Here is a 26,543-nt window from a genome sequence, read left to right on the forward strand (position 1 = left end):
CGACTCCTGCTCTGGGGTTCATCAGGTGTTTTTTAGGCGTTAACCGCGAAAATCTTGCCCGGGTTCATGATGCCGTTCGGGTCGAATACGGCTTTCACGGCTTTCATGTATTCGATCTCCACTGGCGAACGACTATAAGTCAGGTAGTCGCGCTTGGTCATGCCCACGCCGTGTTCGGCGGAAATCGAGCCGTTGTACTTCTCGACGGTTTCAAAGACCCATTTGTTCACGGTCGCGCACTTGGCGAAGAATTCATCCTTGCTCAGGTTTTCTGGCTTGAGGATGTTCAAGTGCAGGTTGCCGTCGCCGATGTGACCGAACCAGACGATTTCGAAGTCCGGGTAATGTTCGCCAACGATCCCGTCGATTTCCTGCAAGAAGGCTGGGACTTTGGAGACGGTCACTGAAATGTCGTTCTTGTACGGCGTCCAGTGGGAGATGGTTTCGGAGATGTACTCGCGCAATTTCCACAGGTTTTGCAGTTGGGTTTCGCTCTGGCTCATCACACCGTCCAGCACCCAGCCCTGCTCCACGCAGTGCTCAAAGGTCTCCAAGGCCTGGTTGGCGACCTCTTCGGTGGTGGCTTCGAATTCCAGCAGCGCGTAGAACGGGCACTCGGTTTCGAATGGCGCCGGTACGTCGCCACGACCGAGGACCTTGGCCAGGGCCTTGTCGGAGAAAAATTCGAAGGCGGTCAGGTCCAGCTTGCCCTGGAAGGCGTGCAGCACCGGCATGATGGAGTCGAAGTCCGAGGTGCCGAGCACCATGGCGGTGAGGTTCTTCGGCGCACGGTCCAGGCGCATGGTGGCCTCGACCACGAAGCCCAGGGTGCCTTCGGCGCCGATGAACAGCTGCCGCAAGTCGTAGCCGGTGGCGTTCTTGATCAGGTCCTTGTTCAGCTCCAGCAGGTCGCCCTTGCCGGTGACGACCTTCATGCCCGCCACCCAGTTGCGGGTCATGCCGTAGCGAATGACCTTGATTCCGCCGGCATTGGTGCCGATATTGCCGCCAATCTGGCTGGAACCTGCCGAAGCGAAGTCAACCGGGTAGTACAGCCCATGTTCTTCAGCCTTGTTCTGCAGTTGCTCGGTGACCACGCCCGGCTGGCACACGGCAGTGCGGTCGGTAAGGTTCACGTCGAGAATCTGGTTCATGTAGTCGAATGACACCACCACTTCGCCGTTGGCAGCCACGGCGGCGGCGGACAACCCGGTGCGCCCGCCCGAGGGCACCAGCGCGACTTTGTGCGCATTGGCCCAGCGCACAATGGCCTGGACCTGTTCGGAGGTCTTGGGAAAGACGATGGCCGAAGGCGCCGGGGCGAAATGCTTGGTCCAATCCTTGCCGTAAGCGTTCAGGGAGTCAGCATCGGTCAAGACCTTGCCAGGCTCAACCAGGGTCTTCAGCTCATCTATCACGGCAGGATGGGTCATCGACAGAACTCTCGAACAATTCATGGTCATCCTGAGAACGCTTCACGTCGCAGGAATGAGTGTTTGCGGGGGGCATATGCTAGCATACCGACCCCGCAGCGTAGTGCCCAACGGCTGTTCTGCGGCGACGGCTGTCACGCCGGTCGGGCCAGCATGCGCTGTCCGATTCCCTGCCATTTTTCTCCGGGACACAGGTTTACGCAGATGAGCAAGACTTCTCTCGATAAGAGCAAGATCAAGTTCCTTCTTCTCGAAGGCGTCCACCAATCGGCTGTCGACGTCCTCAAGTCGGCGGGCTACACCAGCATCGAGTACATCACCAGTTCTCTGCCGGAAGCCCAGCTCAAGGAAAAGATCGCCGATGCTCACTTCATCGGCATTCGCTCCCGTACTCAACTGACCGAAGAGATCTTCGACCACGCCAAGAAACTGGTCGCGGTTGGCTGCTTCTGCATCGGCACCAACCAGGTTGACCTCAACGCGGCGCGCGAGCGCGGTATCGCGGTGTTCAACGCGCCGTACTCCAACACCCGTTCCGTTGCCGAGCTGGTATTGGCCGAAGCGATCCTGCTGCTGCGCGGCATCCCCGAGAAGAACGCTTCCTGCCACCGTGGCGGCTGGATCAAGAGCGCGGCCAACTCCTTCGAAATCCGCGGCAAGAAGCTGGGTATCGTCGGCTACGGCTCGATCGGCACGCAGTTGTCGGTACTGGCTGAAGGCCTTGGCATGCAGGTGTTCTTCTATGACACCGTGACCAAGCTGCCCCTGGGCAACGCCACCCAGGTCAACGACTTGCACGAGTTGTTGGGCATGTCCGACATCGTGACCCTGCATGTGCCGGAAACCGCTGCCACCCAGTGGATGATCGGCGAGAAGGAAATCCGTGCCATCAAGAAGGGCGGGATCCTGATCAACGCCGCGCGTGGCACCGTGGTCAAGCTCGACGCCCTGGCCGACGCGATCAAGGACAAGCACCTGATCGGCGCCGCCATCGACGTGTTCCCGGTGGAGCCACGCTCCAACGACGACATTTTCGAAAGCCCGCTGCGTGGCCTGGACAACGTGATCCTGACCCCGCACATCGGCGGTTCCACCGCTGAAGCCCAAGCCAACATCGGCCTGGAAGTGGCGGAGAAGCTGGTCAAGTACAGCGACAACGGTACGTCGGTATCGTCGGTGAACTTCCCGGAAGTGGCCCTGCCTGCCCACCCTGGCAAGCACCGCCTGTTGCACATCCACGAGAACATCCCGGGTGTGATGAGCGAGATCAACAAGGTCTTCGCCGAAAACGGCATCAACATTTCCGGTCAGTTCCTGCAGACCAACGAGAAAGTCGGCTACGTCGTGATCGACGTCGACGCCGAATACTCGGACCTGGCGCAAGAGAAGCTACAGCACATCAATGGCACGATTCGTTGCCGCGTGTTGTTCTAAACAGCTCTGGCTTGCAATGAAAAACGGGAGCCCCAAAGGGCTCCCGTTTTTTTTTCCGACACAATCTGGAAACCCTGTGGGAGCGAGCTTGCTCGCGATGGCGGTGTGTCAGAAAAAAGAGCTATCGACTGAACCACCGCTATCGCGAGCAAGCTCGCTCCCACAGGGGGGGCTGCACTTTCCCAGTCTTACTTCACATTGACAGTGATTTTCTTGGACACAATCGACGGGTCGAACGGCATGTGGCCGCTGTCGCCCAGGATCAATTGCAAGGTGTGCTTGCCCGGGGCCAGTTTGATGGTGGCCTCGGTCTGTGCCTTGCCGAAGTGCATGTGGTGGGCGTCGGTCGGAATCGGCGCGCCTTCGGCGGGTACGTCGTCGACATCGATCAGCAAATGATGGTGGCCGGTATTCTTGGTCACATCGCCCGCCGGGGCCAGGGCGATGTTCTTGACGCCGAACTTGACCTTGAATTCCTGGGCGACCGTGGCGCCGTCTTCCGGGGAAACGATGAACACTTCGGCGCCTTTGGGCGCCGGCGTCGCGGCGCTTGCCAGCATCGAAGCGCCCAATAACAGACCGGCCAACGCGGCACGAGACATAAAGCTTTTCATTTTTTTCTCCAGTTTTTCCATGAAATCCGCCTGGCCATCACAACTTCATGGCCAATCGTTGTCGAAGCCTGCAACAACCATAGCAAAGCGAGCCTGAAACGAGCGTCGCTTGTATAAATACTAGGAGTGACCATGCGTTTCCTGCCTGGCCTGATCTGCCTGCTACCCCTTTTGAGCCCCCTGGCTCATGCCGAACTGATCGACGACATCAATGACCGTGGCGAGCTGCGCATCGCTCTCGAGGCCAACACCGCGCCCTTCAACTTCAAGGAAGACGGCAAACTCACCGGTTTCGAAGTGGAGCTGGGTGAAATGCTCGCGGCCGAGCTCGATGTACGCCCCGACTTCGTCGTCACCGATGCCGCGGATCTGCTGCCCGGTGTGGAAAGCGGCAAATACGACGTCGCCATCAACCACATAGCAATGACCCCGGAACTGGCGGAACGTTTCGACCTCAGTGCGGCTTATAGCCGTCCGGATGCGCAACTGCTGGCGAGCAAGGAAGAGCCGCAGCGTCCGTTGGTCATGGCGCAGTCGTTCCAGCCGGAAGAAAAGAGCGGCCCGCCGCCGAGCCTGGTGATTCCGTTCCAGAAGGGCAACCCGGCGTTCAAGGCCAGCCTGGATAATGCCCTGGCGCGGATCAAGGATGATGGGAGGCTGGAGCAGTTGTCGCAGAAGTGGTTGAAAAAGCAGGAGTGAGGAAAACCTTGAATCAAGCGCAACTCTTGTGGCGAGGGAGCTTGCTCCCGCTCGGCGGCGCAGCCGTCGTAAAGCCGATGACGCCGTCTGCCTGGAAAAATCACATCATCCGGATTGGGGCCGCTTCGCGGCCCAGCGGGAGCAAGCTCCCTCGCCACAGGGGCCAGCGTCCATCCGGTTCGGGCGGGTTTGCCTTCAAGGTCTACGCCACACACTCGCCAGCCAAGGCTGTTGCTCCCGTGGCAGCCCCGCCGGTCGGTAGTAGTGCTCCAGCTCCACGAAGCCTGCTTCGCCAAGCAGCGTTTGCCAGGCCGCGAGGTCGTGGTAGGCGCCGAAGCGCTGGCCATTCCAGCCTTCCTGGTTTTCGCCCCGGGGGTTGGAGCTGAACAGCACGCCGCCGGGCTTGAGCGTGGCGTGCAATTGCTTGAGCACCCGGGGCAGCTCCTGGACGGGGACATGAAACAGCACCGCGTTGGCGAAAATCCCGTCAAAACGTTCGGCCGGCAGGTCGAGCGCCAGGAAGTCTTGTTGCCACACCTCGCAGCCGCTGTCCTGGCGCGCCATTCGGGCAAATTCTTCTGAGCCGTCGAGGCCGACCGCGACATGGCCCAAGGCCGTGAATGTGCGCAGGTCGCGCCCCGGGCCGCAGCCCAGATCCAGGATGTGCAGCGGTGCCTGGCCCTGGATATGGCGCAGCAAGGCGTCGATGTTCTGGCTGACATCGTGGTCGCGGGTGCCTTCGCGGAAACTTTCCGCCACGGCGTTGTAGTGGCCCAGGGTCGTGGCGGTGATGGCGTGCAGGTCTTCGGTGGTGTGTTTCATGATCGCGGGCTTGGGTAGGGAGCGTCAGGTGACTATACCGCAAGCGTACTGACCGCTTTGCGGTCAATCGCGAGCAAGCTCGCTCCCACAGTGAAATGCATTTCAGCGTTTATTCAAGCCCCGTGCCAGGCGGTCACCACCCAACTGGATCACCGCCACCAACGCCACCAGCAATACGATCACCGTGAGCATGATCTGGCTGTCGAAACGCTGGTAGCCATAACGGTAGGCAATGTCGCCCAGGCCACCGGCACCGATCGCTCCGGCCATGGCCGAGGAGTTGATCATGGTCACCAGCGTAATGGTAAAACCACCGACGATGCCCGGCAGGGCTTCGGGCAGCAGCACATGCCAGACAATGTGCCAGCGCCTGCAACCCATGGCCTGGGCCGCTTCGATCAGGCCATGGTCGACTTCCCGCAGGCTGACTTCGGCGATGCGGGCGAAGAACGGCGTGGCGGCGATGGTCAGCGGTACGACCGCAGCCCACACGCCATAGGTGGTGCCGACGATCAGCCGGGTAAACGGAATCAGCGCCACCATCAGGATCAGGAACGGTATCGAGCGGAACAGGTTCACGAACGCGCCCAGGGCCTTGTTCAAGACTGGCGCTTCATAGATCCCGCCCTTGCCGCTGGTGACCAGGATCACCGCCAGCGGTATGCCCGCCATCAATGCGATCAACGACGACACGCCGACCATCAGGAACGTGTCGATGAAACCCTGCAACAACCGATCAAACCACATAACCCAGTACCTCCACCCGTTGCGCCCAATTGCCCGCCCGTTGGCGCAGCTCCTCGGCACCCCACGACGAACCACTCACGGCCAGCAGCAACTGACCCAGCCCGTGGCCCTGAATCCGTTCGATGCCGCCGTGCAGCAAGCGCACCCGCCCACCGAGGGCACTGAACAAGGCGGCCAGGTCTACTTCATCATCACCTGCGCCAGTGAATTGCAGGCGCAGCACCGTCGCCGCGTCAGCCGGCGCCGGCTGCACCTGCAAGCGACTTTGCAGTTCCTCCGGGATGGCGTGTTGCAACGGCGCCAGCAGCGTCCGGCTGACCTCGTGTCGAGGGTTGCCGAAAACTTCCCAGACCGGGCCCTGCTCGACGATTCGTCCTTGCTCGAGCACCACCACCCGGTCGCAGACTTCGCGAATCACCGCCATCTCGTGGGTGATCAAGACGATGGTCAGGCCCAGCCGCTGGTTGATCTCGCGCAGCAGCCCGAGGATCGATTGGGTGGTCTCCGGGTCCAGGGCCGAGGTGGCCTCGTCGCACAGCAGGATCTGCGGGTCGTGCACCAGCGCCCGGGCAATCCCGACCCGCTGCTTCTGCCCACCGGAAAGTTGTGCCGGATAGGCCAGGTGCTTGCCTTGCAGGCCCACCAGTTCCAGCAGCTCGCGGACTTTGCGCTGGCGCTGCGCCTTGGGCATGCCAGCGACTTTCAAGGGCAGTTCAACGTTCTGCCACACGGTCTTTGCCGACATCAGGTTGAAGTGCTGGAAGATCATGCCGATGCGTCGGCGCAGTTCCACCAGGTGGTCTTCATCGAATTCGCCAATGTCCACCCGATCGATCAACACCCGGCCGCTGGTGGGTCGTTCGAGCCGGTTGATGGTGCGGATCAGCGACGACTTGCCGGCGCCGCTGCGGCCGATGATCCCGAACACTTCGCCGTGTTGGATCGCCAGGTCGATGCCTTGCAGGGCGGCCACCGGCCCTTGGGCGCCATTGTAGGTCTTGCCCAGGCCGATGAAGCGCACGTGGGCGCGGTTCAGCTCCGGGTGCAGTTCGGTCTGGTCGGCGCTTTGCGGCGCGGGGGCTTCGTGGCGGAGTCGAGCGTTGACGGCGTTCATGTCAGCCTTCCCAGCCGGCTTGGTAGAGCTTGCCGTGGGCCTTGTCCAGGGCGGCGCGCACGGCGGGCGAGTGTTGGTAGATGTCGACGAACTTGATCAGCCGCGGGTCGTCCTTGCTCTTGGGCTGGATCACGAACTGAATCACGTATTCCTTGTGATCGAGGCCGTCGAACAGCAAGGCGGAACTGGCATCGAAAGTCTTGGCCAGGCGGATGTAGGCCGGATATCCCTGCACCAGGTCGGCGTCTTCATAAGCGCGCACCAGTTGCACGGCTTCGACTTGCAGGATCTTGAGTTGCTTCGGGTTAGCGACGATGTCGTCTTCGGTGGCCTTGTAGCCGACGCCCGGCTTGAGGCTGATCAGCCCGGCCTTGGCCAGCAATTGCAGGCCGCGACCGCTGTTGATCGGGTCGTTGGCGATGGCGACGCTGGCGCCTTTAGGCAGTTCGTCGAAGCTTTTGTATTTTTTCGAATAGAGGCCGACGTTGTTGATGATCCCCGGGGCGAAGGGCACCAGGTCGAATCCGGCGGCAGCCTTGGCATTTTCCAGGAACGGGATGTGCTGGAAGTAATTCACGTCGATATCACCGGAGGCCAGGCTGACGTTGGGCGCAATCCAGTCGCTGAACTCCACCAACTCGACTTTCAGGCCCTGCTTGTCGGCTTCTTCGACCGCCGCTTCCAGGGGAATGGCGAAGGCGGCGGTGGTGCCGATCTTCAACGGTGCGTCGGCGGCAAACAGCGCCGAGCTGAACAGGCCGAGGGCCAGGGCCAGGGTTTTGACTGGCAGGGTGAGGAAGTGTTTGGTCATGTCGGTTATTCCAGTCATTAATGGATGAGTCTCAGGCCTTTGTGGCGAGGGAGCTTGCTCCCGCTGGGCTACGAAGTGACCACAAAGCCTTTTTGGGCGGGCTTCGCCCACCAGCGGGAGCAAGCTCCCTCGCCACAGGATCAGTGTCGGTAGCCCCGGGGTCAGTGCCGGTAGGTCGAGCCAGTGTGTTGTTCGGGCAACTGGTCCCCGGCGTGAAACAGCTTCTCGCGCAGGGTGCCGCTGGCGTATTCGGTCTTGTACGAGCCGCGTCGCTGCAACTCGGGGATCACCAGGTCGATGAAGTCCACGTAGCTTTGCGGCGTGACGATGCGGGTCAGGTTGAAGCCGTCGAGGCCGGTTTCGGTGATCCACGATTCCAGCTCATCGGCCACCTGTTCGGGTGAGCCAACCACCGTGATGTAGCGACCGCCCAGGGCGTGCTGTTCGAGCAATTTGCGCCGGGTCCAATCGTTGTTCTGCAAGGTCTTGGTGGCCGACTGGATCGCGTTGCTCTTGACGTACTGGATCGGCTCGTCCAGTTCGTACTGGGAAAAATCGATCCCTGTTGACGCGGAGAAGTGCGCCACCCCGGCCTCGGCGCTGGCGTACCCCAAGTACTCGGCATGCTTGGCCCAGGCGGCGGCTTCGGTCTCACCGACGATCACGTTCAGGCCCATGAACACCTTGATGTCTTCGGGGTTGCGCCCGGCCTCGGCGGCGCTGGCGCGGACCTTGTCCACCTGGACCTTGGTCGTCGGTTTGTTCTGGCCACTGATGAACACGCACTCGGCATGCCGCCCGGCGAACGTCAAGCCGCGCTCGGAGCTGCCGGCCTGGAACAGCACCGGCGTGCGTTGGGGCGAGGGCTCGCACAGGTGATAGCCCTCGACCTGGTAGAACTCGCCTTGGTGCCGGACCTTGTGCACTTTTTCCGGTTGGGCATAGATTCGCTGTTCGCGGTCGTTGATGACCGCGTCGTTTTCCCAGCTGCCCTCCCACAATTTGTAGAGCACTTGCAGGTATTCGTCGGCCTGGTCGTAGCGGCGGTCATGCTCGACCTGCGCCGTCAGGCCCATGGCTTTGGCGGCACTGTCCAGGTAGCCGGTAACGATGTTCCAGCCGACCCGGCCGCGACTCAGGTGGTCGAGGGTGCTCATGCGCCGGGCGAACAGGTAGGGCGGTTCGTAGGTCAGGTTGGCGGTGAGGCCGAAACCCAGGTTTTTCGTCACGGCGGCCATCGCGGACACCAGCAGTAGCGGGTCATTGACCGGCAGTTGGATCGACTCCTTTAGCGTCACGTCCACCGACTGTTGATACACGTCGTAGACCCCGACGATGTCGGCGATGAACAACCCGTCGAACAATCCGCGCTCGAGCAATTGGGCCAGGGCGGTCCAGTATTCGATCGTGTTGTACTGGGTCGATGTGTCCTGTGGATGGGTCCACAGGCCATGATTGATGTGCCCGATGCAGTTCATGTTGAACGCATTGAGGAGGATTTTCTTCTTCCCGACCGCCATCAGATCGTCCCCCGCAGGGGCGGTTTTTCATCGTTGAGGTAGAAGTTGCCTACGGCGTGGTATTTCCAGCGCACCGGGTCATGCAGGGTGTGCACCCGGGCGTTGCGCCAGTGGCGGTCGAGACCATGCTCGGCCAGGGTCGCCTGGCTGCCGGCCAATTCGAACAGCTTGCTGCCGGCGGCCAGGGAAATCTCGGTGCTGATGGCGCGGGCTTCGGCCACGGCAATCGAGGCGGCGGCGACCGTGTCGGCCTGGGTGTCGGCCTGGGCCCGGTCGAGGAATTCACCAGCGCGTTCCAACAGGGCTTCGGCGGCGTGCAGGCGGATACTCAGTTGGCCGAAACTCTTGAGGGTGTGCGGGTCTTCGGTGGCGACATCGCTGGTGGCGTCGATCCAGGGACGGGTTTTGCTACGGACAAAATGCAAGGCGTCTTCATAGGCGGCGCGGGCAATGCCGGTGTCGATGGCGGCGTGAAGAATCTGCGCCAGCGGCCCCACCGGTGTGGGACGTTCGAAGGCGCTCTGGAAGGGCACGATGTCGTCGGCAGCGACGTACACGTCTTCGAACACCACCGAACCGCTGCCGGTGGTGCGCTGGCCGAAACCGCTCCAGTCATCGATCACCGTCAGGCCTTGGCTGTCGCGAGGGACGAACGCCAGTTGCTGCACGCCGTTTTCATCCACCACCGACGAGGGGATGCGCTGGGCGTAAATCGCACCAGTGGCGTAGAACTTGCGCCCGTTGATGCGGTAGCCCTCGCCGTCGCGTCGCAGTTGAGTGACGCGGTCGTGGGCGGTCTTGGTGCCAAGCTCGGCCAGGGCATTGCCAAAGCGTTGGCCGGCCAGGACTTCGGCGTACAAACGTTGCTTCTGCGCTTCGTTGCCATTTACCCGCAGCACTTCCAGCGCGTAGAAATGATTCTGGGGAATCTGCCCAAGAGAGCCGTCGGCCTGGGAAATCAAGGCGATCACTTTGGCCAGGGTGACGTTGGACACACCGGCGCCGCCGTAGGCCTTGGGCACACTGATGCCCCACAGGCCGGAGCGGGAGAAAGCTTCCAGTTCCGGATACGGCAAGCGGCGCTCACGGTCGCGCAGTGCGCTGTCGCGCTTGAAGTCATCGGCCAGGTCACTGGCCACGATCAGGGCTTGTTCATCGCTGGTGATCACCGCGACGTGTTGGGAAAACGGCATGTGCTGCTCCAGAGGTCGGGTCGTCAGATCCAGGAATGTCGGGCCGGCAAGGTGCCGTTCAGGTGGTAGGCGCCTATCGCGTGATATTTCCAGCGCACCGGGTCGTGCAGGGTGTGGACCCGGGCGTTGCGCCAGTGGCGATCGAGGTTGAATTCAGCGAGGGTGGCGCGGCTGCCGGCCAGTTCGAACAATTTTTCGCTGGCCTGCAGGGCGATCTCGGTGGTGAGCGCCTTGGCTTCGGCCACGGCAATCGAGGCGCGGGCGGACGATTGCGCCGTGATGGGGGCGGCGCTGATCTGGTCCAGTACCTGTCCAGCCTTGCGCAGCAATGCTTCGGCGGCGTGCAGTTCGATTTTCAGCTTGCCGATGTCGGCGATCACGTAGAGGTCATCACGGGCCCGGTCGACCTTGGCGTCGATCCAGGGCCGGGCGCGTTCGCGCACGAAGGCGATGGCATCGTCGATGGCGCCGCGGGCGATGCCGGCATCGATGGCGGCCTGGATCAGTTGGGAAATCGCCCCTTGCACACCGGGCGTATCGTTGATGCGCCAGTTATCCAGGACCAACTCGGCATCCACCCGTACATTGTTCAGCAGCACGGTGCCACTGGCCGTGGTGCGCTGGCCGAAGCCTGACCAATCGTCGACGATCCGCAGGCCCGGGGTGCCGCGCCGCACGAACGCCAGCACCTGCCGACCTTCGTCGTTCAGCGCCTTGACCGCGACCCAGTGGGCAAACAGTGCCCCGGTGGAATAGAACTTCTGGCCATTGATGACAAACCCATCACCGTCGGCGCTGATCCGGGCCTTGAGTTCAAGGGTATTGCGAGTGCCACGTTCGGGCCCGGCGTTACCGATGCGCCAGCCTTCGAGCACGCTTTGCAGCAGGATTTTCTTCTGCCGCTCGGTGCCGGTGCCGAGAATCAGTTGGAGCACGCCAAATTGGTTTTGCGGAATCTGCCCGAGGGCCGGGTCGGCGGCGGAAATGATCGCGAACACATCGGCCAGGGTGACGAACGAAACCTGCGGGCCGCCGTATGCCCGGGGAATGGCGATGCTGCCCAGGCCGCTGCGGGTGAATTGCTCGATTTCAGCCCAAGGCAGCTTGCGTTGTTGGTCACGACGCGCCGCTTGTTGACGGGCGACCTGTGCCAGTTCGTGGGCGGCTTTGATCGCTTCGGCATCGTTGCGCAGCACTTGTGCGGGCAACAGCAGGGGTGCGATGTCCAGGTCGCTCTGGACCTTTGCTTGCGCCAGATCCGACATTACAGCCACTCCGTGGCTGCGGGCAGAGCCTTGGCATACTGCACTGGGCTGATTGTGTTCCGTTCCATACCCACCTCACATCTCAAGAAGCGCCGCGATGATTGCGGCGAGTAAAAATCAAGAATGTCCGGTGGTCCGGTTCATATACCCTAAGCGTGTATAAATTATTTTCAAACTAACTTTTAGGAATATGAATAGGTTGGTTTTAATTTGAAGGCCATACACTCAGCGAGGCCAGGCAGCTTTTGTGGCGAGGGAGCTTGCTCCCGCTGGGTTGCGCTGCGACCCTTCTTTGTTTGCCAGTGGGTGCTACGCACCCAAGCGGGAGCAAGCTCCCTCGCCACAAAAGCCTGTAGGCCGCAAAAAGGGTTGCATCAGGGCTCTCGGCGGCGCGTTTCAGCGACCATGAGCGCCTGTCTCGGTGAAGTGTCCAGATACGAATTGGCACAACCAATCTTCAACGTCCGTGGCGGTGCCCAGTGGGAGTTGTTGCCCACGCGGTCGAGGACGCAATAGGTCACTTCCAGGCGCAGGTCTTCTCCCGCTTCCAGAATGATCTGCGGCGGGACCCAGATATTGATTGGCTGGCCGACGTCGCTGGCGGTGACCGCCGGCAGGTCCATGCGCACGTCGCCCCAGCGCAGGGTCACGGCATCACCGGCGGCCATGTTCAGGTAGGGTTCGATGGTCAGCGGTACGCCACGTTTGATCTGGTTCGGGTTCACCCCTTGGCGTCGGATGGTGGCGGGAATGCGCACTGGCGCCAGGCCCTGGTTTTCATCGCCGCTCAAGGCCGAGGGCTGGCCGCCGGGACAGTCGAGCTTGACCTGCACGCGTTGCTTGGTTGACAGCGCCGGCCCGCGACCAACCCGCATCACCCGATAATGGATGCGCGAGGTCCCGTTGACGATGAAACTCTCCGGGATGCGCATCGTGATGCCGTCCAGCACGTCGGCCTGTGAGAGCACGCGCGAGCCGACGTAGCAGTCGTCCCAGAACAGTTCGATCAGGTCACCCGCGTCCATGCCGGGGTAAGGTGCGATGGCAACTTCCAGGTGAGCGGCGCTGGCGATGTTGATGCCCGCAGGGTGGGCATTGGCCAGGGTCGGGGCGGCCAGTTCGGGACTCTTCGACTTACATGTCATGGTGTTCTCCTTGATGCTTGAAAACTAAGTCCGTTTCAGAAAGATCAAAGGCGACGGATAATACGGCCTATTTTTATTTAGGCAGCTATATGGGCTGTCTGCGCTAAATCATTGCGCAACTAACGTCATGTACGTCGCCTGTTGGCCACTAGATAAGGCTCTATAGTTTCAGTGTCAATAGAGTGGGTTGCCTAATAACTCATTGTGAATGGCTTCAGAAACGTCCTACGCTTGTCTGTCAAGAATACTCGGCGCCACAGGTCGTTTTCCCAGGCTGTTCGGTATTTGAAACTGTATAAATAGTTGAGGAGGTTGGTGAGGCAGAAGTTGCAAGTTGTGTTGTCTGGATAAAATGAGTAGCGAGACGCGTTAGTTGTGTAATGGCATGACTTCCATCCCTGGAAGTGATGCACACTTACTTACTGATCGCCGTGTCCGGCAGAGAGGAACTTGCTGAGGAACTGTCGCGTGCGTTCTTCCTTGGGCGCTGCAAACAAGGCCTTGGCTTCGCCTTGTTCGACGATCACGCCTTTGTCGAAAAACACCACACGGTTGGCCACGTCCCGGGCAAAGCCCATTTCGTGGGTCACGATGACCATGGTGCGTTTTTCTTCGGCCAGGCCACGGATGGTTGCCAGGACCTCGCCTACCAGTTCCGGATCGAGGGCCGAGGTTGGCTCGTCGAACAGGATCACCGCCGGCTCCATCGCCAGCGCCCGGGCAATCGCCACGCGCTGTTGCTGGCCGCCGGAAAGGCGCCGTGGGTAGGCGTCCTCCTTGCCGGCCAGTCCGACCTTGGCCAACAGCTTGCGCCCCAGGGCTTCGGCTTCGGCCCGGGGAACCTTCTTCACCACCTGCGGGCCTTCGGTGACGTTTTCCAACGCGGTGCGATGGGGGAACAGGTTGAAGTTTTGGAACACGAAGCCCACCTGCTGGCGCAAGCGGCGCACCAGGCCCTGTTGCTGGTTCAGCGGGCGACTGCCATCGATCTCGATGTCGCCGACCTTGATCCGGCCGCTGGTAGGCTCTTCGAGGAAGTTCAGGCAGCGCAGGAACGTGGTCTTGCCCGAGCCGCTGGGGCCGATGATCGCAACCACTTCGCCTTCTTCGATCTTCAGGTCGATACCGTTGAGCACCACCTGACCCTTGAACTGCTTTGTCAGTTTTTCCACGACAATCATGGGTCAGGACTCCTGGTCGTGCCGATTGACCCGGGCTTCCAATACGTTCTGCAGGTGCGAGAGCACGGTGGCAAGAACCCAGTAGATCAGCGCGGCGGCAAGGTACATGGTGAAGATTTCGAAGGTTCGCGCGGTGATCAACTGCGCCTGGCGGAACAGCTCCGGTACCTGGATGGTCGCCGCCAGCGCGGTGTCCTTGACCAGGGAAATGAAGCTGTTGCCCAGCGGTGGCAGGGCCGTGCGTGCGGCTTGCGGCAGGATGGCCCGGCGCAGGGTCTGCGCACGGGTCATGCCAATACTCGCCGCGGCTTCCCACTGGCCGCGCTCGATGGAACTGATGGCGGCCCGCAGGATTTCACACGCATAGGCAGCCATGTTCAGCGAGAAACCGATAAGCGCCGCCGGCAGTGGGTCAAGTTCGAGGCCCAGTTGCGGCAGTCCGTAGTAGATCAGGAATAACTGCACCAGCAATGGCGTGCCGCGAAAGAACGACACGTACATGCGGGCGATCCAGTTGATCACCTTGAGACGCGACAGGCGCATCAGCGCCAGGCCGAACCCCAGCAGCAAGCCGAAGAACATGCCGCCGAGGCTGAGGATGACCGTGTAGTACGCGCCCTTGAGCAAGAAGGGCGCGGAGTCCAGCGCGAGTTGAAGAGCTGCTTCCATTATTGGGTGACGTCAGCGTCGAAATATTTTTCCGAGAGTTTTTTCAGCGTACCGTCGGCGCGAAGTTTTTCGATGGCTTTGTTCACGGCGGCCAGCAGTTCAGGCTCGCCTTTGCGCAGGGCAATACCGGATTCCTGGCGCGAGAAGGCTTCGCCGGCGGCCGTCGTGTCCTTGGCTTTCTTGGCGTATTCCAGCGCGGCCAGACGATCGATCAGGATGGCGTCAATGCGGCCTACGCGTAGATCCTGGAACTTGGTCGGGTCATCTTCGTAGGTGCGCACATCGGCGGTGGGTACGTTGGCTTTGACCCACTGTTCGTAATTGGTGCCCAAGCCGACGCCGACTTTTTTACCGCCTAGGTCAGCTGCCGATTTGATGTTCAGATCGGCTGCTTTCTTGGTCAGGACCAGCGCTTGAATCCCGGAAACGGTGTACGGCTCGGAGAAATCGTATTTTTTCTTACGTTCCTCGGAGATGGTCACTTGGTTGACCACGGCGTCCAGACGCTTGGATTCCAACGCCGCGAGGATGCCCGCCCATGGGGTGGTCTGCAGCTTGACCTTCACACCCAGCTCCTTGGCCAGGGCTTCGGAAAACTCCACTTCGAAGCCGGTCAGTTTGCCGCTTTCATCCACGAAGCTGAACGGTGGATAAGTGCCTTCCAAGCCGATCTTGATTTCACCGGCATCCTTGATTTTCTGCAGTTGCTCACCGGCAACCGCTTGCCCCAACAGGCCGGCGCTCAATGCCAGGCCCAGCGAACCCACCAACAGGTTGCGACGTAATGCGGAAAAATTCATGACAAGCCCCTGTGTTTTCTTATGAAGAGGTTATTTTGGCTGAGATAAGGCGTAGCCGCGATCCAAAAAGATTGCCACATCCTGCCTTAAAGCAGCCTGGGCGTCTCGCGGCAAATGTGCCTGCGGCGAGACTATAGGGTGGCTTTTATAGATTGGAAAATAATATTAAATCAAGCATCTATGCTTATTTGGAATGAAAAGCCTGTGGGAGCGAGCTTGCTCGCGATGGCGGTATGTCAGTTAAACAATTGTCGGCTGATCGACCGCTATCGCGAGCAAGCTCGCTCCCACAAAAAGCCTTCCATCGAGTCTTCCACTAAGCCTGGAACGCTGCGTCATAGGCAAACAGCGCCGGTGCGCCGCCGGTGTGCAGGAAGATGATCGGGCCTTCGTCGAAACGGTTGCGACCCACGCCGTCAAGCAGGCCGGCCATGGCCTTGCCAGTGTAGACCGGATCGAGCAACAGCCCTTCCTGGCTGGCCAGCAGCTTGATCGCCGCCAGTGTCCCGGCGTTCGGTTCGCCGTAGCGGGGGGCGAAATACTCTTCCCACAGGTTCACTTTGAACGCTTCTGGAAGGGCGACTTCGAGTAACGCGGCCGTGCGCTCGGCCAGGCCCTGGACCTTCGGAAACTGGTCTTCCTCGCTGCGCGAAACCGTGACGCCAATGACCGGAAGCGCCGGCAGGCTTTCGCTCAAGGCCAACGCCAGGCCACTGTGGGTCCCGGCACTGCCCGAGGCCAATACCACGGCGGCGAACTCGATCCCGGTGTCCTTGATCTGCTCGGCCAGTTCCAGGCCGGCGCGTACATAACCCAGCGCACCCAAGGCGTTCGAACCTCCAATCGGCACCAGGTAGGGCTTTTTCCCATTGCTGCGCAGGCGACCGGCGAGGGCCTGCAATTGCTCATCGGCATTGTCCAGGTTTGCCACCAATTCGACCTTGGCATCGAACAGCTCCAGCAGCAGCCGGTTACCGTTGCCCAGGTAATTGCTGTCTTCGGTGTCGATGGGGTTTTCCAGCAAGGCCACGCAACCCAGGCCGAGCTTCGCGGCCAGGGCGGCGGTCTGGCGCACGTGGTTGGATTGGATCGCCCCGGCGGTGATGAGGGTATCGGCGCCCTGGGCGATGGCATCGGCGGCCAGGTATTCGAGCTTGCGCAGCTTGTTGCCGCCCAAGGCCAGGGGCGTCAGGTCGTCGCGCTTGATATAGAGGTCGCGGCCGAGCCAGGTGGAGAGGCGGTCGAGTTTTTCCAGCGGTGTCGGATGGCCGAGCAGGTCGAGACGGTTAAAGCGAGACAGCTGTTGTTTGATCATGGGTCCGTACTGGTTGTAGGCGATGCCTGGACTATAGGCACGCCGATATTCAGGGGCAACCGGCATGTTTTTGTCCGAGCGTGAATCTGGCGACACCGTCGTCGGTTTGTCTTGTTGCCGGACCGTGGGGGCGGGCTGGTTTAGAGAACGGTACACGTTCCGTGGCGAGGGCGCTTGCTCCCGCTGGGGCGCGTAGCGGCCCCCAAAAAGCGATGAGTGCTTCGCACTCAAGCGGGAGCAAGCTCCCTCGCCACAAAAGCCATCACCCCATGAATCAGCCGACAACAAACACTGTGGGAGCGAGCTTGCTCGCGATAGCGGCATATCAGTAAATAAATTTGCCGGCTGAACGACCGCTATCGCGAGCAAGCTCGCTCCCACAGGGTCTGTGTTTATGTCTTTGAACGCTGAACGAATGCTCCCCAGGCACCGTCATACCCACCCGTAAGCTAGTGTAGGAAGCATGCCGTTTAGCCCTGCGATTAGTCCTTAGCTGCCTATTCATGTTTAACTTGAACGTTCATTCAAGTTAAACCGTCGGTTTGCTGCCCGCTCACAACAGGAGGCTTGCCTTTGCCGAGTCCGTATTTCACTGCCGCCCTTTCGCTTCCCGAGGTGCTTCGTCCATGAGCGCTTCGTCCCTTCCACCCAGCGGCCTGGTCCGCATGAACCCGCCGGTCTTTTACTTCGCCGCGACTTTCATTCTGCTGTTCGGCCTGGTGGTGATCGCCATGCCCGCGCAGGCCGGCGCCTGGTTGCTGGCGGCGCAGAACTGGGCGGCCAATACGGTCGGCTGGTACTACATGCTGGCGATGACGCTGTATCTGGTCTTCGTGGTGGTCACCGCCTTGTCCGGCTACGGCAAGATCAAGCTCGGTGCCGACCACGACGAGCCCGAATTCAGTTATCTGTCCTGGGCCGGCATGTTGTTCGCCGCCGGCATCAGCATCACGCTGTTTTTCTTCTGCGTGTCCGAGCCACTCACTCACATGGTGCAACCACCCCAGGGCGAAGCCGGTACCGCGGAGGCAGCGCGCCAGGCCATGCAGATCTTGTTCTTGCACTGGGGCCTGCATGGCTGGGGCGTTTTTGCGTTCGTCGGCATGGCCCTGGCGTACTTCGCCTACCGGCACAATTTGCCGCTGGCCCTGCGCTCGGCGCTTTACCCGCTGATCGGCAAGCGCATCAACGGTCCCATCGGTTACGCCGTGGACGGCTTCGGCATTATCGCGACGGTGTTCGGCCTCGGCGCGGACATGGGCTTTGGTGTGCTGCACCTCAATTCCGGGCTCGATTATCTGTTCGGCATCGCCCATACCCAATGGATTCAGGTCGGCCTGATCGTGCTGATGATGGGGGCGGCGATCATCGTCGCCGTGGCCGGCGTCGACAAGGGCGTGCGGGTCATGTCCGACATCAACATGCTGCTGGCCTGCGCGTTGTTGCTGTTCGTGTTGTTCGCCGGCCCGACCCAGCATTTGCTCAACACCTTGATCCAGAACATCGGCGATTACCTCGGCGCCCTGCCGATGAAGAGTTTCGACCTGTATGCCTACAACGAACCCAGCGACTGGCTGGGTGGCTGGACGGTGTTCTACTGGGCCTGGTGGATCGCGTGGTCGCCGTTCGTGGGGCTGTTCATCGCCCGGATTTCCCGCGGTCGCACCATCCGTGAATTTGTCTTTGGTGTGCTGCTGATTCCCCTGGGGTTCACCTTGGCGTGGATGTCGATCTTCGGCAACAGCGCCATCGACCAGGTGTTGAACCACGGCATGAGTGCCTTGGGCATGTCCGCCTTGGAAAACCCATCGATGAGCCTTTACCTGCTGCTGGAGACCTACCCCTGGAGCAAGACCGTCATCGCGGTCACGGTGTTCATCAGCTTCGTGTTTTTCGTCACGTCCGCCGACTCAGGCACCGTGGTGCTGTCGACGCTGTCGGCCAAGGGTGGCAACCCCGACGAGGACGGGCCGAAATGGTTGCGAGTGTTCTGGGGCGCGATGACCGCCCTGGTGACCAGTGCGTTGTTGTTCTCCGGCAGCATTGATGCCTTGAAGTCGGCGGTGGTGCTGACGTCCCTGCCGTTCTCGCTGATTCTCTTGCTGATGATGTGGGGCCTGCACAAGGCGTTCTACCTGGAATCCCAGAAGCAGATCGCACAATTGCATTCCCTGGCACCGGTCTCGGGTTCACGTCGGGGCACGGGCGGCTGGCGCCAACGCTTGAGCCAGGCGGTGCATTTCCCGTCCCGTGATGAGGTGTACCGTTTCCTCGACACCACGGTGCGCCCGGCCATTGAAGAAGTGACCGCGGTGTTTGCCGAGAAGGGCCTGACGGTGGTGACCCAGCCCGACCCGGCCAACGACAGCGTCAGCCTGGAGATTGGCCATGGCGAGCAGCATCCGTTCATCTACCAGGTGCAGATGCGCGGCTACTTCACGCCGTCCTTCGCCCGTGGCGGCATGGGGTCCAAGCAATTGAACAACCGTCGTTACTACCGCGCCGAGGTGCACTTGAGCGAAGGCAGCCAGGATTACGACCTGGTGGGCTACACCAAGGAGCAAGTCATCAACGACATCCTCGACCAGTACGAGCGGCACCTGCAGTTCCTGCATTTGGTGCGGTGACCGAGGCGCCAGATCTTCCATCTTCACCGGCCTCATCGCGAGCAAGCTCGCTCCCACAGGGTTAAGTGGTTCCCTGTGGGAGCGAGCTTGCTCGCGATAGCGCCTTGACTGGCGACGCGGGAAAAAGTCTCAGACCAGCCCACCGTTGGCCCGCAAGATCTGGCCATTCACCCATCCAGCGGCCGGGCTCACCAGGAACGCGATGATGCTGGCAATGTCCTGCGGCTGGCCGAGGCGCTCCAGGGGCGGCATCTTGGCGTAGTGTTGCACTTGCTCCTCACTCTTGCCGTGCATGAACAACTCAGTGGCGACCGGGCCGGGAGCTACGGCATTGACCGTGATCTGGCGACCGCGCAGTTCCTTGGCAAATACCTGGGTCAAGGATTCCACCGCCGCCTTGCTGGCGATGTACACCGAGTAGCCGGGCAGGTTCAGGCCTACGGTGCTACTGGAAAAATTCACGATCCGGCCACCGTCGTTCAGGCGGGTCGCGGCTTCGCGCAGGGTGTTGAAGGTGCCACGGGTGTTGATGGCGAACGTCTGGTCGAACAACTCGTCGCTGTGCTGCGCCAGGGGCATCACTTGGAGGATGCCGGCGTTGTTGATCAACACATCGACCTTGCCCAACTGCGCTTCGGTCTCATCGAACAACCGACGCACATCGGCGGCAGATGACACGTCGGCCTTGACCGCTATGGCTTGGTGGCCGGCCTGGCGCAATTGCACCACCAGCTTGGACGCTTCGCTGGCGCTATTGGCGTAATTGACGACAACGGCGAAGCCTTCGCTGGCCAGGTGCTTGGCGATTTCGGCGCCGATGCCGCGGGAGGCGCCGGTCACGATGGCAACTTTCGAGTTTTGAACAGTCATGTGAGGGTTCCTTTGTTGTTGAGGCTTGAGTCGTTGAAGCCAGATTCACATGTTTACTCTTGACGATAAATGCCGGAAAGTTGCCTTGACTGTTCAACATTTCCCAACAATCAGAGCGCAGGATTCAGATGGATCAGGTCAAGGCAATGAGAGTGTTTGTCCGCATCTACGAGCGCAGCAGTTTCACTCTGGCCGCTGAAGACCTGAACATGCCCCGGGCCACGCTGACCCACACACTCAACCAATTCGAAGCCTGGCTGGGCGTGCGTTTGCTGGAGCGCAGCACCCGCAAGGTGCGCCCGACCCTCGACGGCGAAGCCTATTACCCGCGTTGCGTGCAGTTGCTGGCGGAGCTGGAAGAAGCCGAGCTGGCGTTTCGCGGCGTGGCGCCAAAAGGCAAACTGAGGGTGGACCTGCATGGCACCCAGGCCAGGTATTTCGTGATTCCGGCGTTGCCGCAATTCATGGCCCGCTACCCCGAAATAGAACTGTTCATCAGCGAAGCAGATCGTTTCGTCGACCTGATTGCCGAAGGCGTCGATTGCGTGCTGCGCTCCGGTTCGCTCGCGGACTCTTCATTGATTGGCCGGCGTGTCGCCAATCTTCGGCAGATCACCTGTGCCAGTCCCGGTTACCTGCGCCAGTACGGCGAGCCGAAGAGCCTCGATGACTTGAAACATCACCGGGCAGTGAATTACGTCTCGCGGACCACCGCCAAGCTCTATCCGTTTGAGTTCATGGTCGATGGCGAACTCAAGGAGGTACCGATCGGGGGCACGTTGTCGGTGTCCGGCGCGGAAATCTACGCCGCCTCGGCCATCGCCGGCCTGGGCCTGATCCAATGCCCGCATTACCGAATGGAAGAGCCGATCCGGCAGGGCCTGATGCAGGAGGTCCTCACCAACACCCCACCACCGTCCATGCCGGTGTCAGTGCTCTATCCGCACAACCGACTCATGTCGCCGCGGGTTCGCGTGTTCGTGGATTGGGTGGCGGAGGTGTTTGCGCAGGCGCGTTAACGTGGTCCCCGATTTCCTCGCACTGCAAAACCCTGTGGGATGGGTACCCAATTCCGGCCATTGCCAAGCCCCTGTGGCGAGGGAGCTTGCTCCCGCTCGGCTGCGCAGCAGTCGTAAAATCAAACAACGCGTTCTGCCTGTCAGCATGCTGGGGCCCTGCTGCGCAGGCCAGCGGGAGCAAGCTCCCTCGCCACGGGTTCTGGGTTGTCTGGGCAGATGCGTTCGCGAGCAAGCTCGCTCCCACACCTGATTCGCGAACTTTCCGCCTGACCGAGGCGTCTGTGAAATGTTAGTTTCTGCCTCCAGCCGTCCGAACAGAGAGCCTTTTCGATGACCTACACCGCTGCGCAAAACCGCTACGAGTCCATTCCTTACCGCCGCGTCGGGCGCAGCGGGCTGGTGCTGCCGGCGTTGTCGCTGGGGTTGTGGCATAACTTTGGCGACAGCACGCCCATCGACACCCAGCGCGCCTTGCTGCGCACGGCGTTCGACCTGGGCATCAACCATTTCGACCTGGCGAACAATTACGGCCCGCCCTACGGCAGCGCCGAAATCAATTTTGGCCGCTTGCTACGTGAAGACTTCAAGCAGTACCGCGATGAGTTGATCATCTCCAGCAAGGCCGGTTGGGACATGTGGCCGGGGCCTTACGGCCAGGGCGGGGGCTCGCGCAAATATGTGCTGGCCAGCCTCGACCAGAGCCTGCAGCGCCTGGGGCTGGACTATGTGGATATCTTTTATTCCCACCGTTTCGACCCCGATACGCCCCTGGAAGAAACCGCCAGTGCGCTGGCCACTGCGGTGCAGCAGGGCAAGGCGCTGTACATCGGCATTTCCTCGTATTCCGGAGTGAAGACCCGGGAAATGGCGGCGCTGCTCAAGGAATGGAAAGTCCCATTGCTGATTCACCAGCCGGCCTACAACCTGCTCAACCGCTGGGTGGAAAAAGACCTGCTGGATGCCACCGAGGAATTGGGTACGGGTGTGATCGCCTTCACGCCATTGGCCCAAGGCCTGCTGACCGACAAGTACCTCAAGGGTGTTCCGGCCGATGCCCGGGTGAATCGTCCGGGGGGCGGTTCGTTGCAGGCTTCGCACTTGTCGCAGGAGAACCTTGCCCACGTGCGAGCGCTCAATGAGATCGCCCAGCGACGCGGCCAGAGCCTGGCCCAGATGGCCCTGGCCTGGACTTTGCGCGACCCACGGATCACCTCCGCCCTGATCGGCGCCAGCCGGCCGGAGCAGATCATCGAGAACGTCGCGGCGTTGCAGAATTTGAATTTCAGCGCCGACGAACTGGCCGAGATCGACCGGTTTGCCCAGGAAGGCGGGATCAATCTTTGGGAGAAGCCTTCGTCGGCTGAGTAACGCAAGTAGGGTGCACACAAATCCCTGTGGCGAGGGAGCTTGCTCCCGCTGGGCCGCGAAGCGACCCCAAACCCATTCAACACTGCGTATCAGGAAAAGCAGTGGGACAGGTTTTGCGACTGCTGCGCAGTCGAGCGGGAGCAAGCTCCCTCGCCACGGGGATATGCGTTACCCCGGAAACCATTCGGGCAAGACACTCACCTGAAAAACGGTACATCCCCCAACACCGTCGCCCGGTGCATCACCCGCCGGGCAGGGCGGTAGTCGTCCACGGCAAAATGCTGGGTGACGCGGTTGTCCCAGAACGCCACGTCGTTGACCTGCCAGCGCCAGCGCAGGGTGAACTCCGGGCGGGTGGCGTGGGCGAAGAGCAGTTTCAGGATCACCTCGCTCTCGGTGTCCGACAGCTCGTTGATGCGCGTGGTGAAGCCTTCATTGACGAACAGCGACCGTCGCCCGCTCACCGGATGAGTGCGGATCACCGGATGGGACAGCGGCGGTTTTTTTCGCCGTGCTTCTTCCCAGCGCGCGAGGTCCTCGGCGCTATTGCCAAACCTCTCCAACGGAAACGAGCGGGTGAAATCGTGGGTCGCCGTCAGGCCTTCCAGCAAACGTTTCATGGGCGTCGACAAGGCTTCGTAGGCGGCGATGCCACTGGCCCACAACGTATCGCCACCCACCGTCGGTAGCAGCTTGGCACTGAGCACCGCGCCCAGGGCGGGCGTCGGGAGAAAGGTCACGTCGGTGTGCCACACGGCGTTGTCGCGCACATCGGTGACGGCGGTGTCGAGCACCAATACTTCGGGCTGCTCCGGCACGTTGGGGTAGATCGGATGAATGTGCAGGTCGCCAAAATACGCGGCGAAGCGTGCCTGCTGGGGCGGCTCGATCGGCTGGTCGCGGAAAAACAATACCTGATGCTCAAGCAGCGCCTGCTCAACGGTGTCGCGATCCGCCAGGCTCAGCGGCTGGCTGGTGTCGATCCCATCGATCTGCGCGCCGAGGGCGGTGCTCAAAGGCGTAATGGTCGGACGGTTCATCGCAATGTTCTCGGTCTGGGGCGCCGAATGGTCGGCGTGGTCATTGGATATCAATGGGTCTGGCCGTGCCACGGCACCAGTTTGCGTTGCAGGGCGCGCAGGCCCATTTCCATGGCGAAGGCGATCAGTGCGATCACCAGGATGCCCAGCACCACCACGTCAGTAACGAGGAACTGCGCCGCCGACTGCACCATGAACCCCAGGCCACTGGTGGCGGCAATCAGTTCGGCGGCCACCAGCGTCGACCAACCCACGCCCAGGCCAATGCGAATGCCGGTGAGAATGTCCGGCAGGGCACTGGGCACGATCACATGGCGAATCAACTGGGCCCGCGTGGCACCCAACGATTGCGCCGCGCGCAGCTTGGTCCGGTCGACGGTGCGCACGCCGGTGGCGGTGGCAATGGCGATCGGGGCGAAGATCGCCAGGTAGATCAGCAGCACCTTCGACAGCTCGCCGATGCCGCACCAGATTACGATCAACGGCAGGTACGCCAACGGTGGAATCGGCCGGTAGAACTCGATCAACGGATCGAGCACGCCGCGCGCGATGCGGTTGGTGCCGATGGCGATGCCCACCGGCACCGCCGTCAGCACCGCGAACAACAGTCCCAGGCCAATGCGTTCAAGGCTGGCGGCCAAGTGCTGCCAGAGGGTGGAATCCATGTAGCCGCGAGTCGCCAGCAGCCAGCCTTTTTCCAGCACGGCCGACGGTGAGGGCAGGAACAGCGGTTCGATCAGGCCGCTGGCGGTGACGGCCCACCAGATCGCCAGCAAGGCGATCAGGGTCAAGCCGCTGATCCAGCGCGTGCTCAGGTGGGGTCTCAAGCCACGGGCCGTGGGCTTGGTCGCCGCGTCACGGACCACCGCTGGAATTTCATAGCTGCTCATGCGCGCTCCTGTGGCCGAGTGGTGCTGCGTTGGGAGAACACTTTGGCGAGCACGTGCTCGCGGGTTTCGATGAAGCGCGGGTCGGACTTGATCGACCGCGCCGATTCCCCGGCCCCGTAGCGCTGGCCGAAATCCAGGCTCAGGCGCTCGACGATCTGCCCCGGGTTCGGTGCCAGCAGAATCAAGTCAGTGGCAAGGAACACGGCTTCTTCAATGTCATGGGTGATCAGGAACACCGGCTTGGCAGTGCGCTGCCAGACCTGCAGCAACAGTTCCTGCATCTGCTCGCGGGTGAAGGCGTCCAGGGCACCGAACGGTTCGTCCATCAACAGCACGCGAGGGTCGGCCGCCAATGCCCGGGCCAGGCCAACACGTTGTTTCTGGCCGCCGGAGAGCTGCCAGACGCGGCGTTGCTCGAAGCCGGCCAGGTCCACCAGTGCCAGCATTTCCCGAGCCCGGGCTTCGCGCGTTTGCTTGGCGACCCCGGCCAGTTCCAGGCCGAACCCAACGTTTGCCAACACGTCCTGCCAAGGCAGCAGCGCATCGTCCTGGAACACCACGCCGCGCTCGGCGCCCGGGCCCTTGACGGGTGTGCCGTCGAGGGTGATCTGTCCGGCGCTGGGCTCGACGAACCCGGCAATCAGGTTCAACAGCGAGGTCTTGCCGCTGCCGGACGGGCCGAGGGCAACCAGCAATTGCTTCGGCCCCAGGGTCAGGGATATATCCGCCAGCACCGGTTCCGTCGCGCCGGGGTACTGTGCGCTGATGCGCTCCAGCTGTAGCAAGGCCATCGCGTGTCTCCCTTTTTCGATCAGCGAGTGATGTATTTGGCGCTGACGTACGGTGCGTAGTCCGGCAGCACGGCGTCGACCTTGCCTTGTTCCTTCAGGAACGCTGCGGTGTCGGTGATGGCTTGGGTAGTCGGTGCGCCGAGGCTCACGACCTGATCGGCTGCCAAGGGGAAGACGTTGCCTTGCAGCAACAGCGGGATATCGCTGGCCTTGGCGCCGGAAAGCTTCACCAGTTTGTCGACGTTGGACGCATCGGCCAGCCAGGCCTGTGGGTCCTTGCGGTACTGGGCGTAGGCGTCCAGGGTCACTTTAGCGAAGGCGGTGACAATCTCGGGATGCTTCTGGGCGAAGTCCTTGCGCACGATCCAGGCGTCGAAGGTCGGTGCGCCGAACTTGGCCAGCTCCGCGGAGGTGATCAGCACCTTGCCGTTTTCCTTGGCCACGCCCAGGGCCGGGTCCCAGACATAAGTGGCGTCGATGTCGCCACGCTTCCAGGCAGCGATGATGGCCGGTGGCGCCAGGTTGAGCACGGTGACTGTCGACGGGTCGATGTTCCAGTGTTTCAACGCGGCGAGCAGGCTGTAGTGGCCCGTGGAGACGAACGGCACGGCGATTTTCTTGCCGATCAGGTCTTTTGGCGAATTGATGCCGGAACCGTCACGCACCACCAAGGCTTCGGCGGCGCCGATCTGCGTGGCGATGAGGAAGGTTTCCACCGGGACCTGGCGGGTAATGGCCGCGGTCAAAGGGCTGGAACCGAGGTAGCCGATTTGCACATCGCCCGAGGCGATGGCGGTGATGACGTCGGCGCCATTGTCGAACTTGCGCCAGTCGATCTTGGCTTGGGTGGCTTTTTCATAGGCGCCATCGGCCTGGGCGACTTTGGCCGGGTCGACGGTGGTCTGGTAGGCGACAGTCAGGTCGGCCGCCTGGGCAAAAAGACTCGTTGCAGCCAGGGAGGCGGCTGCGAGAAGGCGAAGGGGGAAGCGCAAAGACATGGGGAAACTCCTCAACAGGCCGCCGGGAGTTCGGCGTTGGAGGAGACTAAATGATCTAAGAATTGGAAAATAAATAACTTTTTCGAATGAGCTTATTTTCGAAAAAATCTATTGGAACCGACCAGTACCCTTTGTGGCGAGGGAGCTTGCTCCCGCTGGACTGCGCAGCAGGCCCGTT

24 protein-coding genes are annotated in these 26,543 nt (G+C 61.3%); 5 read left to right on the forward strand and 19 right to left on the reverse strand.

The features are described 5' to 3' along the window. Nucleotides 1–32: 32 nt before the first annotated feature. Entirely contained in the window at nt 33–1,433 is a 1,401-nt protein-coding gene (locus ACLH0I_RS02220; RefSeq protein ID WP_411386183.1) for an FAD-binding oxidoreductase, read from the reverse strand. Nucleotides 1,434–1,637: 204 nt separating this feature from the next. On the opposite strand from ACLH0I_RS02220, the gene serA reads away from it, so the two are divergent. Next, on the forward strand, nt 1,638–2,867 hold the full coding sequence (gene serA, locus ACLH0I_RS02225; protein WP_053117264.1) for a phosphoglycerate dehydrogenase: 1,230 nt from the start codon (nt 1,638–1,640) through the stop codon (nt 2,865–2,867). A 188-nt stretch (nt 2,868–3,055) separates the two neighbouring features. On the opposite strand, the gene ACLH0I_RS02230 is transcribed toward serA, so the two are convergent. Further along, entirely contained in the window at nt 3,056–3,481 is a 426-nt protein-coding gene (locus ACLH0I_RS02230) for a DUF4399 domain-containing protein (RefSeq protein ID WP_250961822.1), read from the reverse strand. A 132-nt stretch (nt 3,482–3,613) separates the two neighbouring features. Here ACLH0I_RS02230 and ACLH0I_RS02235 point away from each other — a divergent pair, with 132 nt between their 5' ends. After that, complete coding sequence (locus tag ACLH0I_RS02235; protein WP_411386184.1) at nt 3,614–4,180, forward strand: transporter substrate-binding domain-containing protein; 567 nt, start codon at nt 3,614–3,616, stop codon at nt 4,178–4,180. A gap of 195 nt (nt 4,181–4,375) precedes the next feature. Here the strand turns inward: ACLH0I_RS02235 and ACLH0I_RS02240 are convergent, their stop codons facing one another. The 12 genes from ACLH0I_RS02240 to ACLH0I_RS02295 all read right to left on the reverse strand — a co-directional run bounded on the left by ACLH0I_RS02240 (nt 4,376) and on the right by ACLH0I_RS02295 (nt 16,762). After that, the gene (locus ACLH0I_RS02240; RefSeq protein WP_411386185.1) at nt 4,376–5,002 is read right to left on the reverse strand and encodes a class I SAM-dependent methyltransferase; all 627 of its coding nucleotides are present in this window, start codon (nt 5,000–5,002) and stop codon (nt 4,376–4,378) included. Between the two features lie 102 nt (nt 5,003–5,104). Next, on the reverse strand, nt 5,105–5,749 hold the full coding sequence (locus ACLH0I_RS02245) for a methionine ABC transporter permease (protein ID WP_186707322.1): 645 nt from the start codon (nt 5,747–5,749) through the stop codon (nt 5,105–5,107). Beyond that, nucleotides 5,739–6,863 carry a methionine ABC transporter ATP-binding protein gene (locus ACLH0I_RS02250; protein WP_411386186.1) on the reverse strand — a complete coding sequence of 375 codons (1,125 nt, stop codon included), beginning with the start codon at nt 6,861–6,863 and terminating at the stop codon, nt 5,739–5,741. Before ACLH0I_RS02250 ends, ACLH0I_RS02245 begins: the two co-directional genes overlap by 11 nt. A gap of 1 nt (nt 6,864) precedes the next feature. Further along, the gene (locus tag ACLH0I_RS02255; RefSeq protein WP_411386187.1) at nt 6,865–7,674 is read right to left on the reverse strand and encodes a MetQ/NlpA family ABC transporter substrate-binding protein; all 810 of its coding nucleotides are present in this window, start codon (nt 7,672–7,674) and stop codon (nt 6,865–6,867) included. Between the two features lie 161 nt (nt 7,675–7,835). After that, entirely contained in the window at nt 7,836–9,194 is a 1,359-nt protein-coding gene (locus tag ACLH0I_RS02260) for an LLM class flavin-dependent oxidoreductase (protein WP_250961826.1), read from the reverse strand. Next, a complete protein-coding gene (locus ACLH0I_RS02265; protein ID WP_411386188.1) occupies nt 9,194–10,387 on the reverse strand; it encodes an SfnB family sulfur acquisition oxidoreductase in 1,194 nt (397 codons plus the stop codon). The genes ACLH0I_RS02260 and ACLH0I_RS02265 overlap by 1 nt, the downstream gene beginning before the upstream one ends. A gap of 23 nt (nt 10,388–10,410) precedes the next feature. Next, nucleotides 10,411–11,652 carry an SfnB family sulfur acquisition oxidoreductase gene (locus tag ACLH0I_RS02270; protein WP_411386189.1) on the reverse strand — a complete coding sequence of 414 codons (1,242 nt, stop codon included), beginning with the start codon at nt 11,650–11,652 and terminating at the stop codon, nt 10,411–10,413. A 374-nt stretch (nt 11,653–12,026) separates the two neighbouring features. Further along, a complete protein-coding gene (locus tag ACLH0I_RS02275) occupies nt 12,027–12,797 on the reverse strand; it encodes a hypothetical protein (RefSeq protein ID WP_411386190.1) in 771 nt (256 codons plus the stop codon). Nucleotides 12,798–13,216: 419 nt separating this feature from the next. Next, a complete protein-coding gene (gene tcyN / locus ACLH0I_RS02280; RefSeq protein ID WP_186707315.1) occupies nt 13,217–13,978 on the reverse strand; it encodes an L-cystine ABC transporter ATP-binding protein TcyN in 762 nt (253 codons plus the stop codon). 3 nt (nt 13,979–13,981) lie between these two features. Beyond that, nucleotides 13,982–14,647: a cystine ABC transporter permease gene (gene tcyL, locus ACLH0I_RS02285; RefSeq protein WP_186707314.1), complete on the reverse strand. Its 666-nt coding sequence runs from the start codon at nt 14,645–14,647 to the stop codon at nt 13,982–13,984. Then, on the reverse strand, nt 14,647–15,447 hold the full coding sequence (gene tcyJ, locus ACLH0I_RS02290; RefSeq protein WP_186707313.1) for a cystine ABC transporter substrate-binding protein: 801 nt from the start codon (nt 15,445–15,447) through the stop codon (nt 14,647–14,649). The genes tcyL and tcyJ overlap by 1 nt, the downstream gene beginning before the upstream one ends. Before the next feature lie 316 nt (nt 15,448–15,763). Continuing rightward, the gene (locus tag ACLH0I_RS02295; RefSeq protein WP_411387448.1) at nt 15,764–16,762 is read right to left on the reverse strand and encodes a D-cysteine desulfhydrase; all 999 of its coding nucleotides are present in this window, start codon (nt 16,760–16,762) and stop codon (nt 15,764–15,766) included. A 665-nt stretch (nt 16,763–17,427) separates the two neighbouring features. On the opposite strand from ACLH0I_RS02295, the gene betT reads away from it, so the two are divergent. Continuing rightward, nucleotides 17,428–19,389: a choline transporter BetT gene (gene betT, locus ACLH0I_RS02300; RefSeq protein ID WP_411387449.1), complete on the forward strand. Its 1,962-nt coding sequence runs from the start codon at nt 17,428–17,430 to the stop codon at nt 19,387–19,389. 129 nt (nt 19,390–19,518) lie between these two features. On the opposite strand, the gene ACLH0I_RS02305 is transcribed toward betT, so the two are convergent. Next, nucleotides 19,519–20,259, reverse strand: coding sequence for an SDR family oxidoreductase (locus ACLH0I_RS02305; protein ID WP_186729766.1), 741 nt, complete (start codon nt 20,257–20,259; stop codon nt 19,519–19,521). 128 nt (nt 20,260–20,387) lie between these two features. On the opposite strand from ACLH0I_RS02305, the gene ACLH0I_RS02310 reads away from it, so the two are divergent. Further along, nucleotides 20,388–21,278, forward strand: coding sequence for a LysR family transcriptional regulator (locus ACLH0I_RS02310; RefSeq protein ID WP_250961832.1), 891 nt, complete (start codon nt 20,388–20,390; stop codon nt 21,276–21,278). A 330-nt stretch (nt 21,279–21,608) separates the two neighbouring features. Further along, nucleotides 21,609–22,646, forward strand: a complete 1,038-nt coding sequence (gene mgrA / locus ACLH0I_RS02315; RefSeq protein ID WP_411386191.1) for an L-glyceraldehyde 3-phosphate reductase — start codon at nt 21,609–21,611, stop codon at nt 22,644–22,646. 197 nt (nt 22,647–22,843) lie between these two features. On the opposite strand, the gene tauD is transcribed toward mgrA, so the two are convergent. From tauD to tauA, 4 genes are read right to left on the reverse strand one after another with little or no spacing between them, the layout of a single operon-like run. Then, nucleotides 22,844–23,686, reverse strand: a complete 843-nt coding sequence (gene tauD, locus ACLH0I_RS02320) for a taurine dioxygenase (RefSeq protein ID WP_411387450.1) — start codon at nt 23,684–23,686, stop codon at nt 22,844–22,846. Nucleotides 23,687–23,736: 50 nt separating this feature from the next. Continuing rightward, a complete protein-coding gene (tauC, locus tag ACLH0I_RS02325; RefSeq protein WP_411386192.1) occupies nt 23,737–24,576 on the reverse strand; it encodes a taurine ABC transporter permease TauC in 840 nt (279 codons plus the stop codon). Beyond that, the gene (gene tauB / locus ACLH0I_RS02330; RefSeq protein ID WP_186707307.1) at nt 24,573–25,367 is read right to left on the reverse strand and encodes a taurine ABC transporter ATP-binding subunit; all 795 of its coding nucleotides are present in this window, start codon (nt 25,365–25,367) and stop codon (nt 24,573–24,575) included. Before tauB ends, tauC begins: the two co-directional genes overlap by 4 nt. A 20-nt stretch (nt 25,368–25,387) precedes the next feature. Beyond that, on the reverse strand, nt 25,388–26,365 hold the full coding sequence (gene tauA, locus ACLH0I_RS02335) for a taurine ABC transporter substrate-binding protein (RefSeq protein ID WP_186707306.1): 978 nt from the start codon (nt 26,363–26,365) through the stop codon (nt 25,388–25,390). Nucleotides 26,366–26,543: the final 178 nt, after the last annotated feature.

It is taken from the genome of Pseudomonas sp. MPB03 (genome assembly GCF_046605385.1).
Classification (GTDB): Bacteria; Pseudomonadota; Gammaproteobacteria; order Pseudomonadales; family Pseudomonadaceae; genus Aquipseudomonas; species Aquipseudomonas zanjanensis.

What these genes read in the sequence shown, in the direction of transcription:
- ACLH0I_RS02220 (WP_411386183.1), bottom strand. Translation starts at nt 1,433, where the DNA reads ATGACCCATCCTGCCGTGATAGATGAGCTGAAGACCCTGGTTGAGCCT.
- serA (WP_053117264.1), top strand. Translation starts at nt 1,638, where the DNA reads ATGAGCAAGACTTCTCTCGATAAGAGCAAGATCAAGTTCCTTCTTCTC.
- ACLH0I_RS02230 (WP_250961822.1), bottom strand. Translation starts at nt 3,481, where the DNA reads ATGAAAAGCTTTATGTCTCGTGCCGCGTTGGCCGGTCTGTTATTGGGC.
- ACLH0I_RS02235 (WP_411386184.1), top strand. Translation starts at nt 3,614, where the DNA reads ATGCGTTTCCTGCCTGGCCTGATCTGCCTGCTACCCCTTTTGAGCCCC.
- ACLH0I_RS02240 (WP_411386185.1), bottom strand. Translation starts at nt 5,002, where the DNA reads ATGAAACACACCACCGAAGACCTGCACGCCATCACCGCCACGACCCTG.
- ACLH0I_RS02245 (WP_186707322.1), bottom strand. Translation starts at nt 5,749, where the DNA reads ATGTGGTTTGATCGGTTGTTGCAGGGTTTCATCGACACGTTCCTGATG.
- ACLH0I_RS02250 (WP_411386186.1), bottom strand. Translation starts at nt 6,863, where the DNA reads ATGAACGCCGTCAACGCTCGACTCCGCCACGAAGCCCCCGCGCCGCAA.
- ACLH0I_RS02255 (WP_411386187.1), bottom strand. Translation starts at nt 7,674, where the DNA reads ATGACCAAACACTTCCTCACCCTGCCAGTCAAAACCCTGGCCCTGGCC.
- ACLH0I_RS02260 (WP_250961826.1), bottom strand. Translation starts at nt 9,194, where the DNA reads ATGGCGGTCGGGAAGAAGAAAATCCTCCTCAATGCGTTCAACATGAAC.
- ACLH0I_RS02265 (WP_411386188.1), bottom strand. Translation starts at nt 10,387, where the DNA reads ATGCCGTTTTCCCAACACGTCGCGGTGATCACCAGCGATGAACAAGCC.
- ACLH0I_RS02270 (WP_411386189.1), bottom strand. Translation starts at nt 11,652, where the DNA reads ATGTCGGATCTGGCGCAAGCAAAGGTCCAGAGCGACCTGGACATCGCA.
- ACLH0I_RS02275 (WP_411386190.1), bottom strand. Translation starts at nt 12,797, where the DNA reads ATGACATGTAAGTCGAAGAGTCCCGAACTGGCCGCCCCGACCCTGGCC.
- tcyN (WP_186707315.1), bottom strand. Translation starts at nt 13,978, where the DNA reads ATGATTGTCGTGGAAAAACTGACAAAGCAGTTCAAGGGTCAGGTGGTG.
- tcyL (WP_186707314.1), bottom strand. Translation starts at nt 14,647, where the DNA reads ATGGAAGCAGCTCTTCAACTCGCGCTGGACTCCGCGCCCTTCTTGCTC.
- tcyJ (WP_186707313.1), bottom strand. Translation starts at nt 15,447, where the DNA reads ATGAATTTTTCCGCATTACGTCGCAACCTGTTGGTGGGTTCGCTGGGC.
- ACLH0I_RS02295 (WP_411387448.1), bottom strand. Translation starts at nt 16,762, where the DNA reads ATGATCAAACAACAGCTGTCTCGCTTTAACCGTCTCGACCTGCTCGGC.
- betT (WP_411387449.1), top strand. Translation starts at nt 17,428, where the DNA reads ATGAACCCGCCGGTCTTTTACTTCGCCGCGACTTTCATTCTGCTGTTC.
- ACLH0I_RS02305 (WP_186729766.1), bottom strand. Translation starts at nt 20,259, where the DNA reads ATGACTGTTCAAAACTCGAAAGTTGCCATCGTGACCGGCGCCTCCCGC.
- ACLH0I_RS02310 (WP_250961832.1), top strand. Translation starts at nt 20,388, where the DNA reads ATGGATCAGGTCAAGGCAATGAGAGTGTTTGTCCGCATCTACGAGCGC.
- mgrA (WP_411386191.1), top strand. Translation starts at nt 21,609, where the DNA reads ATGACCTACACCGCTGCGCAAAACCGCTACGAGTCCATTCCTTACCGC.
- tauD (WP_411387450.1), bottom strand. Translation starts at nt 23,686, where the DNA reads ATGAACCGTCCGACCATTACGCCTTTGAGCACCGCCCTCGGCGCGCAG.
- tauC (WP_411386192.1), bottom strand. Translation starts at nt 24,576, where the DNA reads ATGAGCAGCTATGAAATTCCAGCGGTGGTCCGTGACGCGGCGACCAAG.
- tauB (WP_186707307.1), bottom strand. Translation starts at nt 25,367, where the DNA reads ATGGCCTTGCTACAGCTGGAGCGCATCAGCGCACAGTACCCCGGCGCG.
- tauA (WP_186707306.1), bottom strand. Translation starts at nt 26,365, where the DNA reads ATGTCTTTGCGCTTCCCCCTTCGCCTTCTCGCAGCCGCCTCCCTGGCT.